At 69.8% G+C, this 15,513-nt stretch carries 14 protein-coding genes and 2 pseudogenes; 12 read left to right on the top strand and 4 right to left on the bottom strand.

The window, feature by feature from the left end:
* The first annotated feature begins 56 nt into the window (after window positions 1–56).
* Both EES42_RS32640 and EES42_RS32635 read left to right on the top strand, forming a co-directional pair.
* Window positions 57–893 (top strand): RraA family protein, encoded by an 837-nt coding sequence (locus EES42_RS32640; RefSeq protein WP_323138555.1) that lies wholly within the window; start codon window positions 57–59, stop codon window positions 891–893.
* Window positions 894–1,004: 111 nt separating this feature from the next.
* A complete protein-coding gene (locus EES42_RS32635) occupies window positions 1,005–1,379 on the top strand; it encodes a VOC family protein (RefSeq protein WP_124721836.1) in 375 nt (124 codons plus the stop codon).
* 105 nt (window positions 1,380–1,484) lie between these two features.
* Here EES42_RS32635 and EES42_RS32630 read toward each other — a convergent pair whose 3' ends face one another.
* Window positions 1,485–1,985: a DinB family protein gene (locus EES42_RS32630; RefSeq protein ID WP_124721835.1), complete on the bottom strand. Its 501-nt coding sequence runs from the start codon at window positions 1,983–1,985 to the stop codon at window positions 1,485–1,487.
* A gap of 30 nt (window positions 1,986–2,015) precedes the next feature.
* Window positions 2,016–2,639 carry a class I SAM-dependent methyltransferase gene (locus EES42_RS32625; protein WP_124721834.1) on the bottom strand — a complete coding sequence of 208 codons (624 nt, stop codon included), beginning with the start codon at window positions 2,637–2,639 and terminating at the stop codon, window positions 2,016–2,018.
* Window positions 2,640–2,731: 92 nt separating this feature from the next.
* Between EES42_RS32625 and EES42_RS32620 the strand changes: the two genes are divergently transcribed.
* Together EES42_RS32620 and EES42_RS32615 are read left to right on the top strand one after the other, a co-directional pair.
* The gene (locus EES42_RS32620) at window positions 2,732–3,337 is read left to right on the top strand and encodes a helix-turn-helix domain-containing protein (protein ID WP_124721833.1); all 606 of its coding nucleotides are present in this window, start codon (window positions 2,732–2,734) and stop codon (window positions 3,335–3,337) included.
* A gap of 90 nt (window positions 3,338–3,427) precedes the next feature.
* The gene (locus EES42_RS32615; RefSeq protein ID WP_124721832.1) at window positions 3,428–3,811 is read left to right on the top strand and encodes a hypothetical protein; all 384 of its coding nucleotides are present in this window, start codon (window positions 3,428–3,430) and stop codon (window positions 3,809–3,811) included.
* Window positions 3,812–3,847: 36 nt separating this feature from the next.
* Here the strand turns inward: EES42_RS32615 and EES42_RS32610 are convergent, their stop codons facing one another.
* Window positions 3,848–3,997 carry a hypothetical protein gene (locus tag EES42_RS32610; protein WP_241196734.1) on the bottom strand — a complete coding sequence of 50 codons (150 nt, stop codon included), beginning with the start codon at window positions 3,995–3,997 and terminating at the stop codon, window positions 3,848–3,850.
* Window positions 3,998–4,249: 252 nt separating this feature from the next.
* Between EES42_RS32610 and EES42_RS32605 the strand changes: the two genes are divergently transcribed.
* Window positions 4,250–5,356, top strand: a complete 1,107-nt coding sequence (locus tag EES42_RS32605; protein WP_124721831.1) for a serine hydrolase domain-containing protein — start codon at window positions 4,250–4,252, stop codon at window positions 5,354–5,356.
* A gap of 146 nt (window positions 5,357–5,502) precedes the next feature.
* Here the strand turns inward: EES42_RS32605 and EES42_RS32600 are convergent, their stop codons facing one another.
* Window positions 5,503–5,880, bottom strand: a complete 378-nt coding sequence (locus EES42_RS32600) for a VOC family protein (protein ID WP_124721830.1) — start codon at window positions 5,878–5,880, stop codon at window positions 5,503–5,505.
* A gap of 96 nt (window positions 5,881–5,976) precedes the next feature.
* Here EES42_RS32600 and EES42_RS32595 point away from each other — a divergent pair, with 96 nt between their 5' ends.
* From EES42_RS32595 to EES42_RS32560, 7 genes and pseudogenes are all read left to right on the top strand, one after another.
* Window positions 5,977–6,381 (top strand): winged helix-turn-helix transcriptional regulator, encoded by a 405-nt coding sequence (locus tag EES42_RS32595; RefSeq protein ID WP_124721829.1) that lies wholly within the window; start codon window positions 5,977–5,979, stop codon window positions 6,379–6,381.
* Window positions 6,382–6,488: 107 nt separating this feature from the next.
* Window positions 6,489–7,148 (top strand): annotated as a pseudogene (locus EES42_RS32590) (ABC transporter substrate-binding protein); the annotation flags it as partial.
* Between the two features lie 104 nt (window positions 7,149–7,252).
* Window positions 7,253–9,357: pseudogene (locus tag EES42_RS32585) on the top strand (iron ABC transporter permease).
* 77 nt (window positions 9,358–9,434) lie between these two features.
* On the top strand, window positions 9,435–10,541 hold the full coding sequence (locus tag EES42_RS32580; RefSeq protein ID WP_124721828.1) for a peptidase C39 family protein: 1,107 nt from the start codon (window positions 9,435–9,437) through the stop codon (window positions 10,539–10,541).
* Window positions 10,542–10,706: 165 nt separating this feature from the next.
* Window positions 10,707–12,263, top strand: coding sequence for a DUF4832 domain-containing protein (locus EES42_RS32575; protein ID WP_124721827.1), 1,557 nt, complete (start codon window positions 10,707–10,709; stop codon window positions 12,261–12,263).
* A gap of 232 nt (window positions 12,264–12,495) precedes the next feature.
* Window positions 12,496–14,163: a Gfo/Idh/MocA family protein gene (locus tag EES42_RS45715; protein ID WP_206433698.1), complete on the top strand. Its 1,668-nt coding sequence runs from the start codon at window positions 12,496–12,498 to the stop codon at window positions 14,161–14,163.
* Window positions 14,164–14,509: 346 nt separating this feature from the next.
* Complete coding sequence (locus EES42_RS32560; protein ID WP_206433747.1) at window positions 14,510–15,424, top strand: transposase family protein; 915 nt, start codon at window positions 14,510–14,512, stop codon at window positions 15,422–15,424.
* Window positions 15,425–15,513: the final 89 nt, after the last annotated feature.

The raw sequence follows: 15,513 nt of genomic DNA, 5'->3' as shown, positions 1-15,513 counted from the left end.
GATAGGCGATGATGTCACTGGCGTTGCGTGCTGTGAGCGCGCGGAGAGGCAAGTGCATGCACCCGATTGGGGATCAGGAAGCACCGTCGACCGGGGCGACCCGCATCAACGAGACGGAGGAGACCCGTACTTATGAGTCGATGCGAGCGCCGGTCCACACCTCGGCCTACGCACGGCCCACCTCACGGATGGTGGAAGCCCTCAAGGACGTGAGCGCGGCGACGGCCTGCGCGAAGCTGCATCAGATGGGCATCACCCGGACGTTCATCGACGGCCCGGTGCCCCTGCACCGAGAACCGGACGTCAAGATCACCGGCGGTGCCGTGACGCTGGAGTTCCTGCCGCAGCGCGAGGACATCTTCAACGGCGCGGAGCAGGAGGACATCGAACGCAAGACCCCGCTGTGGGGCGTCCTCGAATCCATCCAGCCCGGCGACGTGCTCGTGGTGTCGGCCCGAGGCAGTCACTTCACCGGCTGCCTCGGCGACATGCTCGTGCGCTACTTCAAGCTGCGCGGCGGCGCCGGGATCGTGGTGGACGGACGGGTGCGGGACGCGGCCCGGGTACGCGCCCTCGGTGTACCCGTCTGGTGCACCGGAGTCACCCCGCACTACGCCTCGCAGACCGAGCTGTTCCCGTCCGCGTTCAACGTGCCCGTCGGCGTCGGCGGCTCCCTGGTGACGCCCGGCGACCTGATCGTCGCCGACGAGGACGGCGCCGTCGTCGTCCCGCAGCGCAACGCGATCCCGCTCGCCGAGGACTCTTTGCTGCACCAGGACCGGGAGGAGTTCGCCCGCCGCCGCCTCGACGAGGGCGCACGGCTCTCCGACTACTACCCCCTCACCGGCGAGAGCCTGACCGAGTACCTGGCCAGCCGCCCCGCCGCCGACTGAGCCCCGGCAGGCCGCCCGGAACCGCTGCTCCTGCGGACGGTGCCGGGCGGCCGGCGGGAGAGCGCCTCCAGGGTGTGCTTCGATGGATCAACCGATCGGTCAGGAGAAGCCATGCCTCTGCGGATGAAGTTGGATGCGATAACGCTGGATTGCCCTGATCCGCCAGCACTGGCGGCGTTCTATCAGCAGGTCACCGGCCTTGAACTTCATCCTGAGTCGGACGCCGATTTCGCCGGCCTCAACCGTGAGGACGGACTTCTCCTCGGTTTTCAGAAGGTGGACGGCTACCGAGCTCCGAGCTGGCCCGGCCAGACCGTTCCCCAGCAGCTCCACATCTGCTTCAGCGTCGGGAGCGACCTGGACGAGGCCGAGGCCCGGTTGCTGGAACTGGGTGCGGGCAAGCCGGAGTTCCAGCCTCATGACGAGGCCAGGGCGCGAGTCTTCACAGATCCGGCCGGGCATCCGTTCTGCCTGGTCAAAGGCTGAATGCTCGGGCTCGATCCGCTGAAGCGGCTGCCGTTGTCCTGGGGCCGCTCGACCGGCCTGCCGTGACGCGCGCTGCTCAGCGCCGGAATGTCGCACACGAGTGAGTCAGCGGCCGGTCGAGCCGTCGATCAGTTCGCGGAGGATGTCGGCGTGGCCGGCGTGACGGCCGGTCTCCTCGATCATGTGGGCGAGTGCCCAGCGGACAGTGGGTGCGGGCTTGCCCGGCCGGGAGCGGGGGAGCGGCGCGGCGGGGTCGACGCACCTTTCGAGCACCGCGTTTGCCGCGGTGACCGATTCCCGGTAGCGGGTGACGACGTCCGCCGCGGTGTCCGAAGGGGAGGCGTGGAAGGTGGCCGGCCAGTCGGTGATCCGGGCTCCGAGGAACGTCGCTCGTTCGACGTGCGTGAGGTGGTTGAGCAGGCCGAGAAGGTTCGTGCCCGACGGCACCGCGGCCGTTCGGACCTGGGGCTCGGGGGCACCTTCGACCTTCGCGGCCATCGAGTCCCGCAGGTAGTCGAGGAACCCGCGCAGAACCTCGGTCTCGGTGTTGCCGGTACGGGGCGGAGGTGTGTCGATGCGGCCGGTGCGCCGGGATGAGGTGGTCATGAGTTCTGCCTTTCCAGGACCGCACCCTGTTCAGACGGCGCGGCGGATGATCAGGACATGGTCGGTGACCTCGGCCGTGCGGCCGTCCGGACCGGTCGCGGTCCGTGCCGGCGCGTCGGCCGTCTCGACCGCCCAGGTCTCCGGGGCCAGGGCCAGGTCCGCAGCGACCTCCTGCGGGGCCGGGTACCGGACATCCGGGTCCTGGGCCCACGACCACGGGGCTGTCGATCCATGGTCCACGACCAGCAGCCGGCCGCCCGGGCGCAACGCGTGCGTTGCCGCGCGCAATACGACCGCCCTGTCCAGGTCGAGGGGGGTGTGGAGGTAGTGGGCGCAGACGAGATCGAACGTGCCGTCGGGGAATGACCGGCGCAAGTCGTGCTGCTGCGCCGAGATCCGGTCGGACAGGCCGTGCGCGAGGGCGACCCCGCGGAGCCGCTCGACCGCCACGGAGGAGACATCGACAGCGGTGACATGCCATCCCAGGCGGGCGAGCCACAACGCATCACCGCCGCCGCCGCACCCCAGATCCAGCACATCACCGGGCGGCAGGCCGATGACCCTCTCGGTGAGGCATACGTTGGGCCGAGGATCGGCCGCCGGTCGGGACGCGTGGACGCCGTTCCAGAACTCGACCACGTCGGTGGTGCTCATCAGGACTCCTTCTGCCGGGAACGAACGCACATCAGTCTTGCCTGGCATCCCCGGGCCGGCACGCAACCTTGCGGTTTCGGCAAGATGGTGCGATGGAACGTGAACCGGAAGACGTACTCGACGCCGTCGGAGCCCGGCTGCGCGCGTTGCGCCGCGAACGCGGCATGACCCTCGCCGATCTCGCCGAGGTGACCGCGGTGTCGGAAAGCACACTGTCCCGGCTGGAGAGCGGACAGCGCCGGCCGGCTCTGGACCTGCTGCTCCCGCTGGCCCGGCTCTACGGCGTGCCCCTCGACGACCTCGTCGGTGCGCCGCGCACCGGTGATCCCCGCATCCACCTGAAGCCGATCCGACGATTCGGGATGGTCTTCGTCCCGCTGTCACGGCGGCCCGGTGGCATGCAGGCGTTCAAAATGATCATTCCTGCCTCGCCGTACCGCCGCGAACCGACGCCGCAGACCCACGAAGGATTCGAGTGGCTGTACATACTCGACGGCCACCTGCGGCTGCTGCTCGGTGAGCGCGAACTGACCCTGACACCCGGTGAGGTCGCCGAGTTCGACACGACCCTCCCGCACTGGCTGGGCAGTGCCGATGGCGGCACGGTCGAAGCCCTGGTCCTCTTCGGACCACAGGGAACGCGTGCGCACCTGCGCGTGACGCCCGACCGGACGCCCCAGGACCGCGACGGGCGGTGACCTCGGCGAGGGGACGGCCTGTCCCCAACCAGTCCGTGGGCCTCGCCCCGGGCCGAGGCCGGCAAGTCAGCGCGTCGTACGCTCGGATCCATGCACGCCACCCTGACGGACCACGCTCGATGCCTGTTCGGTGACGAGTACCGCCCCACGCCACCGTGCGACCGTCAGCACGACGAGGCCTGCTTCATCGAGGAGCTGACGTTCGCCGACACCGACGCGATCCTGGCAATGCTGCGGGAACTGTGCCCTGACCTGGTCGACGGCTACCTGCCGGTGCGGATCCGTAACCTCGCGTATCGGCTCGCTCTCCTGCAGAGGCCCGATGACCCGGCACTGATGCGAGAGGCAGCGGGCAGCCTCTACCTTCACGGGCCCGACTGGGACGACATCGCCGCCGATCTCGAACGACGGGCCGATGCTCTGGATGCAGCAGCCCAGGACCGGCCGTGTCTCACGAACCTGGGACGTGCTTGACCGATCCGCCGGCTGTGCGGGACGACAGGCGGTGTGTCATCGATCGAGGTCGAGCACGCGCGGGCCGGGCGCGGGCCTGAGCGCCCAACGCACCGCGGCCTGGGCGTAATCCGGACGTTGCTCGTCGTACGCGATCGCCGCCGCGCCGAACGACGAGGCGTGAAGCAGTCGTTCGTTCATATCCACGCGGTTACCGTATCGGTGCAGCCGGGGGCCCACTGCCCCGCCTCACCAGCCGCACTCACGGGGGCACTTGCTTCCGAGGCTGCTGCACCCGTGATCCGGCCTGCCTGGCGTGCTGCGGTGGCAGCACCCGGGTCGCGTCCGTCGGGGGCCGTTCAGGGTTGTGATCAGGGTGATCACTGATGGGCAAGGACCGCTGCACGCAGCAGAGTCGGCGACGTAGCCAAGCACCAGTGCCGCTCCGGAGGAACCTCGATGCGTATCCGTCTCGCCGTCACCACCCTCACCCTGGCCACCGCACTCACGGCGGGCGCGGTGCTGCCCTCGGTCGCCGCCGCGTCTGCTTCCAGCACTCCGGCGTCCGCGAACCCCACCGTCCAGGACATCCTCGACCACTTGCCCGACGACATCGTTGCGGGCGCGCTGATCAGGCAGGACGGCGTGGGCGCCACTGCCGGACCGGTCAGCGCCGACGCGCATTTCCGGATCGGCAGTGTCACCAAAGCGTTCACCAGTACGGTGGTGCTTCAACTCGTCGCCGAACACCGGATCGGCCTCGACGCACCGGCGCGACGGTACCTCCCCGAGGTGCTGCCCAAGGCGTACCACCGCGTCACCGTGCGCCAGCTCCTCGACCACACCAGCGGTCTGCCCAAGCCTGCCCCGACCCCCGGCCCGGCCGACGGCCCCGGATGGCAGCTCAAGTCCGTGACGCCCGAAGACTTCCTGCGTGACTCGTTCGCCGAAGCCACCGACGCGCCGCCCGCACCGGGATCCGTGCAGCAGTACAACGGGCTCAATTCGTTCGTTCTCGGCCTGATCGTCGAGAAGGTCACCGGCCACTCCTTCGCCGACGAACTGGAGCGCAGGATCATCCGGCCGCTGCGCCTGCGCCACACCAGCCTGCCCGCCCCCGACGACCCGACGATCCCCTCGCCCCACGCACAGGTATACGTGGACGGGCAGGACGTGACCGAGCAGAGTCCGTACCCGTGGGCGGAGGGCGGCATGATCTCCACCGCAGCCGACCAGGACCGCTTCATCACCGCGCTGTTCCGGGGCCGCCTGCTCCCGCCCGCCCAGCAGAGGTTGGTGTTCGCCGTGCCGAGGGTGAAGAGCGCTGCCACCAATACGAACTGCTTCGGTCGGACGGCCTGCTACAGCATCGGCGGGCTCATGCGCTACCGGCTCTCGAGTGGCGAGTACGTATGGGGCAAGACAGGTTCCCGGCCCGGCTGGGACAACGGGTTCTTCGCCACCCACGACCTCGGACACCGGATGGTGTACTCGCTGAACCCGACGGGGGCCGGCAATGACCTCCCGTACATCAAGGCGCTCGTCGACGCGGCTCTTGCCGATTGACAGCCGGACCGTCCGTCCGGACCGGCGCGTGGCAACAGCCGTACCGTTGAGTGGCAACCGGCGCGACCGAAACGGACGCACGGCCGGTCTGAGGCCGGATCCATCATGAAGGCCAACTCCACCTGATCGAAGTGAACTTGGTGGTTCTATGCGTGGATGAGCCTGCGGACCAGTTCCGCGTTCCATTCGACATACTCGACACCCGCTCCGTCCGCGTGGCGGGCGTAGAGGAACCGCCCCGTCGGCCCGTCGGTCGCGGGAGTATTGATGGTGGCGTCGGCGGACTCCAGAGTCGCCTGGAGTGCGTCGAGATCATCGACGACGACGGTGGCGGAGGCATGACTGTACTTCGCGCGTTCCTCGGCCGGCCCGGCGATGACGAGGAAGTCGCCGATCGCGCCGAGCCCGACCGCGTGGAACGTCACCCGCAGGTGGGGCTGCTCGCCGGTGAGCTGCTCCAGCAGTGGCAGCGCACGGTCGAGGTCGTCGGCCCACAGACGTGCGTAGGTCTTGAGGATGGTCATGATTGCGCCCCCAATAGTCTCTTCCGGTTACTCGAAAACCGTAGGTGAGTAGGCTCTGACGTGGAAGAACGCACTTTTCAGTGAGAGAGGCACCTGATGGAAACCGAGCAGATCGGGCGTGCGTCCGAGGACGCGAACGTGATGCGTGCCGATTCCCTGGCACGCGAGATCTTCTCGGGGGTGGCCAACAAATGGGCCCTGCTGATCATCAACGTCCTGGGGACGCGGACGCTGCGGTTCACCGAACTGCGGACCGAGGTGGAGGGCATCAGCCACAAGATGCTCACGCAGACACTGCGCGGGCTGGAACGGGACGGGGTGGTGCACAGAACCGTGTACGCCACGGTGCCGCCCCGCGTGGAGTACCGCCTCACCGAGGCGGGCGAGGCGCTGCGGGAAACGGTCAACGGGATGTGCGCCTGGACCCGTCGCTACCTGGACGAGATCGAGGCCGCACGGCGTCGCTTCGCCGGGCAGGACCCTGGTGCCACTCAGGGCTGACGGTCCGCATGAGATCAACGCTGCCGTCGTGAGTGGTCGTCCCTCACACCTGTCGCGGCGGCAGTCCGGCCCTTCGTCCGGGCAGCGGGGGTGTGCGGCCTCGATAGCCAGACCTTGTGGTTGTGGAGGCGTTCAAGGCGGACGACGAGATCATCAAGAAGCTGGAGAAGCGGGGCGTGCCGGTGCTGGCCACGCTGGGGGCGGATCCGGCCGACCCGATCAAGAACATGCAGAACGTGTTCAGCATGATCGGCAAGGCGACGGGGCGCACCGAACGGGCCGACCAGGTGCTCAAGGAGTTCGACGAGCACCTCGCCACGGCCAAGAAACAGGTGACCGCCGCCGGTCTGCCGACGAAGGACTTCCTGTTCTTCGACGGATGGCTCCAGGGCGGCAACCTCACCGTCCGCCCCTACGGCAAGGGCGCCTTGTTCACCGCGATAGGCGAAGAGCTCGGCATGACCCCCGCATGGACCGACGACGTCGACAAGGCCCACGGGAACGGTGGCGTCGATCCCTCCTACGGCCTCGCGCAGACCGATGCCGAGGGACTCACCGCCGTAGGGAAGGCCAACCTCTTCTACGCCAACGACGAAGGAGCGGGAGGATACGTCGCGGCGCTGGAGAAGAACCCGATCTGGAAGTCGCTCCCGGCCGTGAAGGAAGGCCGCGCGCACGCGTTCCCGGCGCGGGTGTGGGGCGCGGGCGGTCCGCGCTCCTGTGAGCAGGCGATCGACGCGTACGTCGACGTGCTCGACAAGAAGTGAACACAGCACAAGAAGTGAACACAGAACAGAAGGCGAGCACACCACCGGAGGTGAACACACCACCGGAGGTGAACACACCACCAGGGGTGGGCACACCGCCAGAGGTGAACACACCGCATGCACCGGACCCCGGACGGAAACCGCAGCCGAGCACCGGTCACGGCCGCGGCTTCGCCGGGGCGGCCGTCCTGGCGCTCCTCCTCGTCGCGGTCGCCCTGGTGGGCATGTGGCACCTGACGCAAGGGACGTCGGGCGTGGGCGTCCGGGATCTGGTGCGGTACTTCGCCGGGGACGGGGAGCACAGCGGCGGGGCACCGGTCGGCGAGATCTTCACGGGATCGCGCCTGCCGCGCCTGCTCGCGGGTGTGGCAGTGGGCTTCGCCCTCGGTTCCGCCGGCGCGCTGTTGCAGTCCGTCACGCGCAACACGCTCGCCTCCCCGGACACCCTCGCGGTCACGGCCGGGGCCTACTTCACGCTCTCCCTCGTCGCGGCCTTCGGTCTCACCGTCCCTCTGTGGGCGTCGGGCGCCGTCGCCTTCGCCGGCGGCCTGCTCGCGGCGGCGCTCGTGCTGGCCCTCGCGGGCCGGGCCGCGGGCACCACGGGCACGCGCCTCATCCTCGCCGGATCGGCGATGGCGATGGCCCTGGACTCGGCGACCGCGATGCTGCTCATCCTGTTCGAACAGAACACGACCGGCCTGTTCGCCTGGGGAAGCGGCTCGCTCGCACAACTGAACATCGACGCGTCGGTACGTGCCTTCCCCCTCATGGCCGTGGTGTTGTGCGTCGCCCTGGCGCTGTCCAGGAAGCTGGACGTGATGGGCCTCGGCGACGACGCCGCGTCCTCCCTCGGCGTGCCGATCCGTACCACCCGGGTGATCGCCGTGTTCTGCGCGGTGCTCCTGACCAGCACGTCGGTGACGCTCGCGGGTCCGATCGCCTTCGTCGGACTCGGCGCCCCCGTCCTGGCCCGCCTGATCGCGGGCCGGGTCCGGGCACTGCGCCGGCACCTCCTGATGGTGCCCGCGTCCGGGCTGCTCGGCGCATTGCTCATCCTGCTCGCGGACGCGTCCCTGCGCGCGGTGCAGGGTGCCGGCGAAGCCGCCTCCATTCCCACGGGCGTACCGACGGCGCTGCTCGGCGCCGTTGTGATCGTGGTCCTCGCGCTCCGCCTGCGCGACACGGGCGGGCTCCGGCAACCGCCGCGCGCGCGGGTCGCCACACGGTCGCGCCGGTCGTTCCTTCTCGTTGTGACCGGCGCGGTGGTGCTCCTGGCAGCGGCGGTCCTGGTGGCGACCCTCGCGGGGAGCCTCTGGCTGCGGACGGGGGACATCGTGCTCTGGGGCCGGGGAACTGCCCCGGACCTGATCGGCCAGGCGCTCGACGACCGGGTCCCACGCGTGGTCGCCGCGGTGCTCGCCGGCGCGGCGCTCGGACTGTCCGGATGTGTCGTGCAGAGCGCGGTCCGCAACCCGTTGGCGGAGCCGGGCGTGCTCGGCATCACGGCGGGTGCCGGGCTGGGGGCAGTGAGCATCGTGACATCGGGCCTGTCCGGCGGGCGGCCGATGCTCATCGCCGCGGCGGTGGCGACGGGGCTCGCCACGTTCGGGGTGATCGCCCTGCTGGCCTGGCGCGGCGGCTTCCTGCCCGACCGGTTCGTACTCATCGGCATCGGCTGCGGGTACGGCCTCAGCTCCATCACCACCTTCCTCCTGCTGCGCACCGACCCGTGGAACACCCCCCCCGGATCTTCACCTGGCTCTCCGGCACGACCTACGGGCGCACGCTGCCCGACGTCGTACCGGTCGCGGCAGCGCTGGCGCTCGCGCTCCCCGTGCTGCTCGGCATGCGACACCGGCTCGATCTGCTCGCCGTCGACGAGGACACCCCGCGCGTGGTCGGCGTCAGGCCGGAACGCACACGATTCGCCGCACTGGCGATCGCCGCGGTGCTCGCGGCGCTCAGCGTGATCGCCGTCGGCGTCGTCGGCTTCGTGGGGCTCGTCGCCCCGCACCTCGCCCGGTCGCTGGTGGGCGCCAGGCACGGCCGCGTGATCCCGGTCTCGATGCTGCTGGGCGGACTGCTGGTCTGCGTGGCCGACGCCCTCGGCCGCACGGTCGTCGCACCTGCCCAGATGCCGGCGGGCCTGATGATTTCCCTGGTCGGGGCGCCGTACTTCATCTGGGTGCTCCGAAGGTCGCGCGCATGACGCCGGACGCCCAGCCCGGTTCCGGGGTTGCCGACGCCCCGCCCGTCGCCCCCCCCGCCCCACCAAGGAGTGCTGGAATGCCGCCCCATCAGGACACGCTCGTGAAGAGCACCGTCGTCCCGTTCGACCCCGCCGCGCTGCCGGCCCGGTTGGAGCGGCTCGGACACCATGACGTACTGGAACGCTGGCGTGCGGTCGACCGCTCCGCCCACGACCCTCACATCGTGGCCGTGGTGGGCGACGACGGCGAGGACTGGGCTGCCGCCGCGCTCGTGACGGCCCGCCCGCACACGGCCTATCTGAAGATCGTCGATGCCGTCGGCGACGTGCCGGCGGCCGTCGAAGCCGTGGTCGCCCACGCACGCGACCGCGAGCTCGTGCAGGTCAAGTGGGAAGGGTGGACGGTGACCCCCGAGGCCGCCGCCACTGCTGGCTTCGTCCCGTTGAGTGCTCCGCTCACGCATGCGGAGGAGGCGAGCGGGCCCGGCACCGGCCACGTGCGCTGGCTGCACGACGACGCGGTCGACGAGCCCCCGTACTACGGGCAGACGACACACTTCACATGCGGCGCCGTCACAGCCCTGGTCGCGCAGGCGCATGCGGGGCGGCTGCCGCGGGAATCGCTTGACCGCCGGGCGGAGCTGACACTGTGGCGCGACGCGACGAACTTCCCCGCGTGCGAACCCGTCGGACTGGGCGTCGCCGTGCGCCGGGCGTGGCCGTCGTCCCCGGTCACCGTTCTCCTCGATGTGGACCGGCCCGTCCTGCTCGGCCACTACCCGCAGGACGAACAGGAGTGGCGCGCCGTGCTCCAGGAGACGTCGCGGGCGGAAGCCGGACGGGTCGGTGTCCCTATCGACTCACATCATCTGTCCATGACGGCGATCCGGAGCGCGCTCGGCCGACGGGAGCACGTGCTGCTCCTGGTCTCGCTCGCCGAGATGCAGGGCTTCGACGTACCGCACTGGGTGCTCTGCCACGGCGCCGTACCGGGCGCCGTCGTGATCGAGGACCCATGGACCAACACCGCCGCGGGTGACACCTGGGTCGATGCCCACCTGTTGCCCGTACCGCCCCCGTCACTCGATGCGATGTCGACGATCTCGCCGGACGGCTTCCGGGGCGCCGTGATCATCGGCGGCCCGGAGCGGTGCACCGCACTCCCTCCCGAGCCGGGCGCTTGAGACGAAGCCCGAAACAAGCCGGGCGCCGACCGGTTCCGGACTCCTTCGCCGCATCCTCATGTGCGATCGATGTGCGATCGACGACGTGGCCTTGTCGCGTACATCGGTTCCGGGCAGTCTTCCGTGTGACAGCGCGAACGCGTGTTTCTCCGGAGGAGAGGGCCCATGGCTGCCCCCATGCGAAAGATCAGCCGCAGAACCGCACTTGGGCTGGGACTGGCGGTGGGCACATCGGTCGTCGCGCTCCCCGGAGCCGAGGCCGCGAGCCCGCACGGACCGGCCGGCGCCGGGCACGCGCGGTCGGCGGTGACGAAGGCGTTCACCGCCGACCGCTCGACGGTCCTGCGCAACCCGCTCAACGGTTGGGTGCTCTACGGTGACACCTCGTTCCCCGACGACTTCTGGACGTCACGCGACGCCATCAGCGTTCCCGGTGTCGAAGGCACCGTCCGCGCGTCGGACTACGCCTCGACGTTCTACCTGCGGATCGCCTGGTCGCGGCTGGAGCCGGCGGAGGGCGTCTACGGCTGGGACACCGACAAGGACCTGAAGGCCGCGATCGCCACCGCCCAGGAGCGTGGGCTGCGGCTGGCGTTCAGGGTCGTCGTGGACAGCCGCGACAAGTCGTACGGCTTCACACCGGACTTCGTACGGGACGCCGGGGCGGCCGGCTACGAGACACGGACGGGCAGCAGGACCGTGTGGTCCCCCTACCCGGACGACCCGGTGTTCCAGGCGAAGTACGCCGCTTTCGTACGGGCGTTCGCGCAGCGGTTCGACGACCCCGGCACCGTCGACTTCATCGACGGCTACGGCCTGGGCAAGTGGGGCGAGGGCCACTCCATGAGGTACGTCGACTACGCGAACCGCGAGTCGGTGCTGCGCTGGGTCGTGGACCTGTACGCGGACGCGTTCACCCGCGTCCCGCTCGCCATCAACTACCACCGGCTCATCGGCGCAGAGAAGGACTGGGGCGCACCGGACGCGGACAGCGAGCGGCTGCTGGACATCGCCGTGGACCGGGGATTCATGCTGCGGCACGACGCGTTCGGCATGACCACCTACTACGGGGACTGGGAACGCGCCTACGCCGAGAAGTGGCGCTACCGGCGGCCGATCCTGATGGAAGGCGGCTGGGTGACGACACAGCACAACTACACCGTCGACCCGCGAGGGTACGAGACCGTCGCCGACGTCCGGAACGGAGAGTTCGACGACTCCGCGGAGGCCCACGTCAACGCACTGGACTTCCGGAACGGCGAGACCCTGTCCTGGTTCACCGGCAGCTTCGACCTGGTGAAAAAGGTCGTCGCCGAAGCCGGATACCGCCTGTACCCGACGACGGTGAAGGCACCGGCGCACGTCGTCGCCGGCGCCACCGCCGAGGTGCGCCACGATTGGGCCAACCTCGGCTGGGCCAATCTGCCCAACGACCTGCCCCAGTGGAAGAACAAGTACCGGCCCGCCGTGGCCCTGCTGAGAGCGGACGGCACCGCCGCACACATCTACGTCGACAGCGGCTCAGATCCGTCCGCATGGCGCAAGGGAGCCGTGGTGAGCCACATCTTCCGAGCGCGCCTGGCCGGGGTGGCGAAGGGCGGCTACCGGTGGGGGGTGGCGATCGTCGACACCACGCGGGGCAACGCCCCGGGTATCGAACTCGCCGCGAAGGAGGCCACCGTAGGCGGCTGGCTGGTCGTCGGGGACGTCACGGTCCACTGACCCGGGAACGCTGAGCGGCCACCGTCCGCGGGAACCCGCAAATACCCTCGCCCGGCACGGGCCGGCCGCACGCACGGAGCACGCCGCCATCGCTTCCCCCGGCCAGACACCGGACACACTGCGGCGGGCGTTCGAGGCAGCCCGAGTGCTGGACCTGGAAACGGTTTTCGAGCCGATGGTGCCCGCCGTCGGTGGGCCGAGGAACGGGAGATCGACAGGACCGCGTCGCTAGATGAGCCCCCGTCCCGGTCCGGTCGGTGTCGACATCATCGGCGCCGGCACCATCAGCGAGCAGTACCTCTCCACGCTCGAACGGTTCTCCGACGCGGACGTACGGATCGTCGGCGACGTCGCCCTCGACCGGGCCGAGGACCGGGCCCGAAGGCACGGCGTCGGTGCGTGGGGGAGTGCGAAGGACGTACTCGCCCACGACGGAGTGGAGACAGTGGTCAACCTGACCAATCCCGTCGCCGCTCACCCCGACGTCAGCACGGAGGCTGTCGCAGCGGGCAGGTATGTGTGGTCGGAGAAGTCCCTCGCCGTTGAACCGCTCGAAGCACGTACTCTCCTCGACAGGGCGGCGGCCGGACCGCGAGTGGGAGCCGCCCCCGGCACCGTCCTCGGTCCGGGTGTGCAGACGGCACGCCGGGCGGTCGCCCGCGGGGACGTCGGCGCCGTGCTGTCGACGCAGACCTTCATACAGACCCCCGGCTCCGACGCCTGGCACCCCGACCCGGAATTCCACTTCGCCGTGGAAGCCGGCCCGCTGTTCGACATGGGCCCCTGCTACCTGACGGTGCACGTCTCCTTGCTCGGGTCCGTGACACGGGTGTCCGCCGTGGGCTCCACCGGGCGCAAGGTCCGCACCGTCAGGACAGGAGACCGCACCGGTAGGGAATCCGCCGTCGCCGTCCCCACCCATGTCTCGGCACTCGCCACGTTCGAGAACGGGCGAGCAGCCAGAGCGGCTACAGTCTCGACTCCCACCTGGTCCGGAGCGGGGCCGTGGAGATCACCGGCACTGAGGGCACCCTGGTCGTACCCGAACCCAACACGTTTGCCGGGGACGTGCGGATCGCCCGGGAACACTCCGCGGACGGCGAGGCGCAGTGGGAGACGGTCGAGTCCGTCGGCCCCGAGGCGGGCCGCGGACCGGGAGTACCGGACATGGCCCGGGCCACCCGCACCGGTTGAGCCGCACATCGTCACCGGAGACCTCGGCCACCACATCCTGGACGTTCTTACCGCCATCGACCGGTCCGTCGCCTCCGGGGAGACGGAACACATGGAGAGCCGGGCCGGAACCATCCCGCTGGTCCCGCTATCCAGCTGGTCCCGCCGGCCCGCGACCCGTACGCGGCCACCCTCTGACCCGCACGGTGGCGTACGGCAGAATCCCACTGTGGCGTCTTTGGAGGGCTTGACCGAACTGGAAGCGAGCATGGCAGCGCTGTCCACGCCGATGAGGGTGTACGTGGAGGCCGGGCGGTTCACCGAGCCCGACCCCGACTTGCCGGAGCTGGCGGCCCGGATCCGTGGGCTGCTGGCCGCGGTAGCGGCGGACGAGTCCTGGCAGCGCTTCCTGCCCGGATACACTCCGCCGTCCGCTCCAGAAATCTGTGCCGCTCTGGAGCCATTGGAAACGCATGATGCGGCCCCGTTCCTGGCCCGGCTCGCGGCGGTCGACCTGGTCTGGCCGAGCCACCGGCACCTGCCCGCCGAGACCGCCGAGCACGCGGCGGACCGGGTGGTGTCCTTGCTCGGACCGGAGGCCAGTTGGTGGACCAACCATGACGTCGGCTGCGGCGCCGTGAACGGGCTCACCCCGCTGTTCGACAGCCTGCTCGCAGGGACGAACGGTGAGCACTTCGCACTGGCCCTGCAGATCGCGGACGACTGAGGTCTCGTCAAGCAGCAGTTGTGCGGCAACTGTTCGGCGTCTTGCTGCCGGACCGTGCGAGGTGACGGCGGTGTCACCGCGGGCACTCGGTCTTCGAGGGTTCAGGACATCTGCTTCCCGGGGCCGCGCGTGAGCCGTTCCGGAATCCGGCTCACGATCTCCACCTCGTCGGGCTGCACGAGCCTCCCTGCCTCCCGGAGGAACCGATGGTCATGCCTGACCAGCGGTCTGTCAGCGCCTCCGGGACCGGTGACACCGCCCCCGGCCATACGTTTCTTACGAGTTGGTGCGTGATAGGGGGTGATGTGTTCTTGCTGGTGGGTGGCATGATCCGGATGTGGCGATCATGCTCAGTCGGACGGTTCTCGCGCATCAGGTGTTCACAGGGGTCTCCCGGGCGCATCTCGCTTCCCTGGTTGAGGAGTTGACGGGACCGTGGCAGGCCGTGGTCGAGGGGCGTCGTCACGAAGCTCGCGGCGGGGCCAGAAAGCGCGAGGCAGGAGCCGGTGCCCGGCATCGGCTGGTGTTCGTCGACCGGCTCGTGGCCACGCTGATTCACCTGCGGCACGATTTGCCGCATGCGGCGTTGGGGCTGTTGTTCGGCGTTGACCGCTCCACCGTCACCCGTGCGATCGGTGAGATACGAGGGCTGCTGGCCGAGCGGGGATGCGCGGTCCCGGACCGGCCCGGCCTGCGGCTGCGGACCCTGGCGGATGTGTTCGCATACGCCCAGGCCGAGGGCATCGAGCTGCGGTTGGACGCCACCGAGGTCCAGGTCCGCCGGCCCCTGGCCGGCCGCGGCGGGCGCCGTGCGTTCGTCTCGGGCAAGAAGAAACAGAACACGATGAAGGCCACCATCGTCGCCGACCACCAGGGCCGCACGCTGTGGACCGATGCCCTGCGGCCAGGGCGGATGCACGACGCGACCGCCGCACGCAACGAAGGCATCGGTATCTGTTTCCGGCACTTCTCCGACGTGGAGGTCCTCCTGGACGACGGCTACCTCGGGCTTCGCCGCGATCATCCCGGCCAGGCGGTGACCCCACCCAGGAAGGGGAACAAGATCAGCCCGCCCGAGGTCCTCGAAGCCCGCCTACGAGCCCGCCACCGGCACTCCTCGAAGCGCATTACCGTCGAACACGCCCTCGCCGATCACAAACGCTGGAAGCAACTGGTCCGCTGGACCCACCGCCGGGAGACCCTGCCCGTCACCTACCGGGCCATCGCCGGCCTCGTCTCCGACCGCAACACCACCAGCTGACACAAACCCCCAGCTCAGGCCCCCACGCCTCCAACGCAATCCCGCACCAGCTCGTTAGAGGGTGCAGCCATGCCGATCCAGGAGCCCCG

It is taken from the genome of Streptomyces sp. ADI95-17, assembly GCF_003846175.1.
GTDB classification, from domain to species: Bacteria; Actinomycetota; Actinomycetes; order Streptomycetales; family Streptomycetaceae; genus Streptomyces; species Streptomyces sanglieri.
This window is presented reverse-complemented; position numbering and strand designations above follow the sequence as displayed.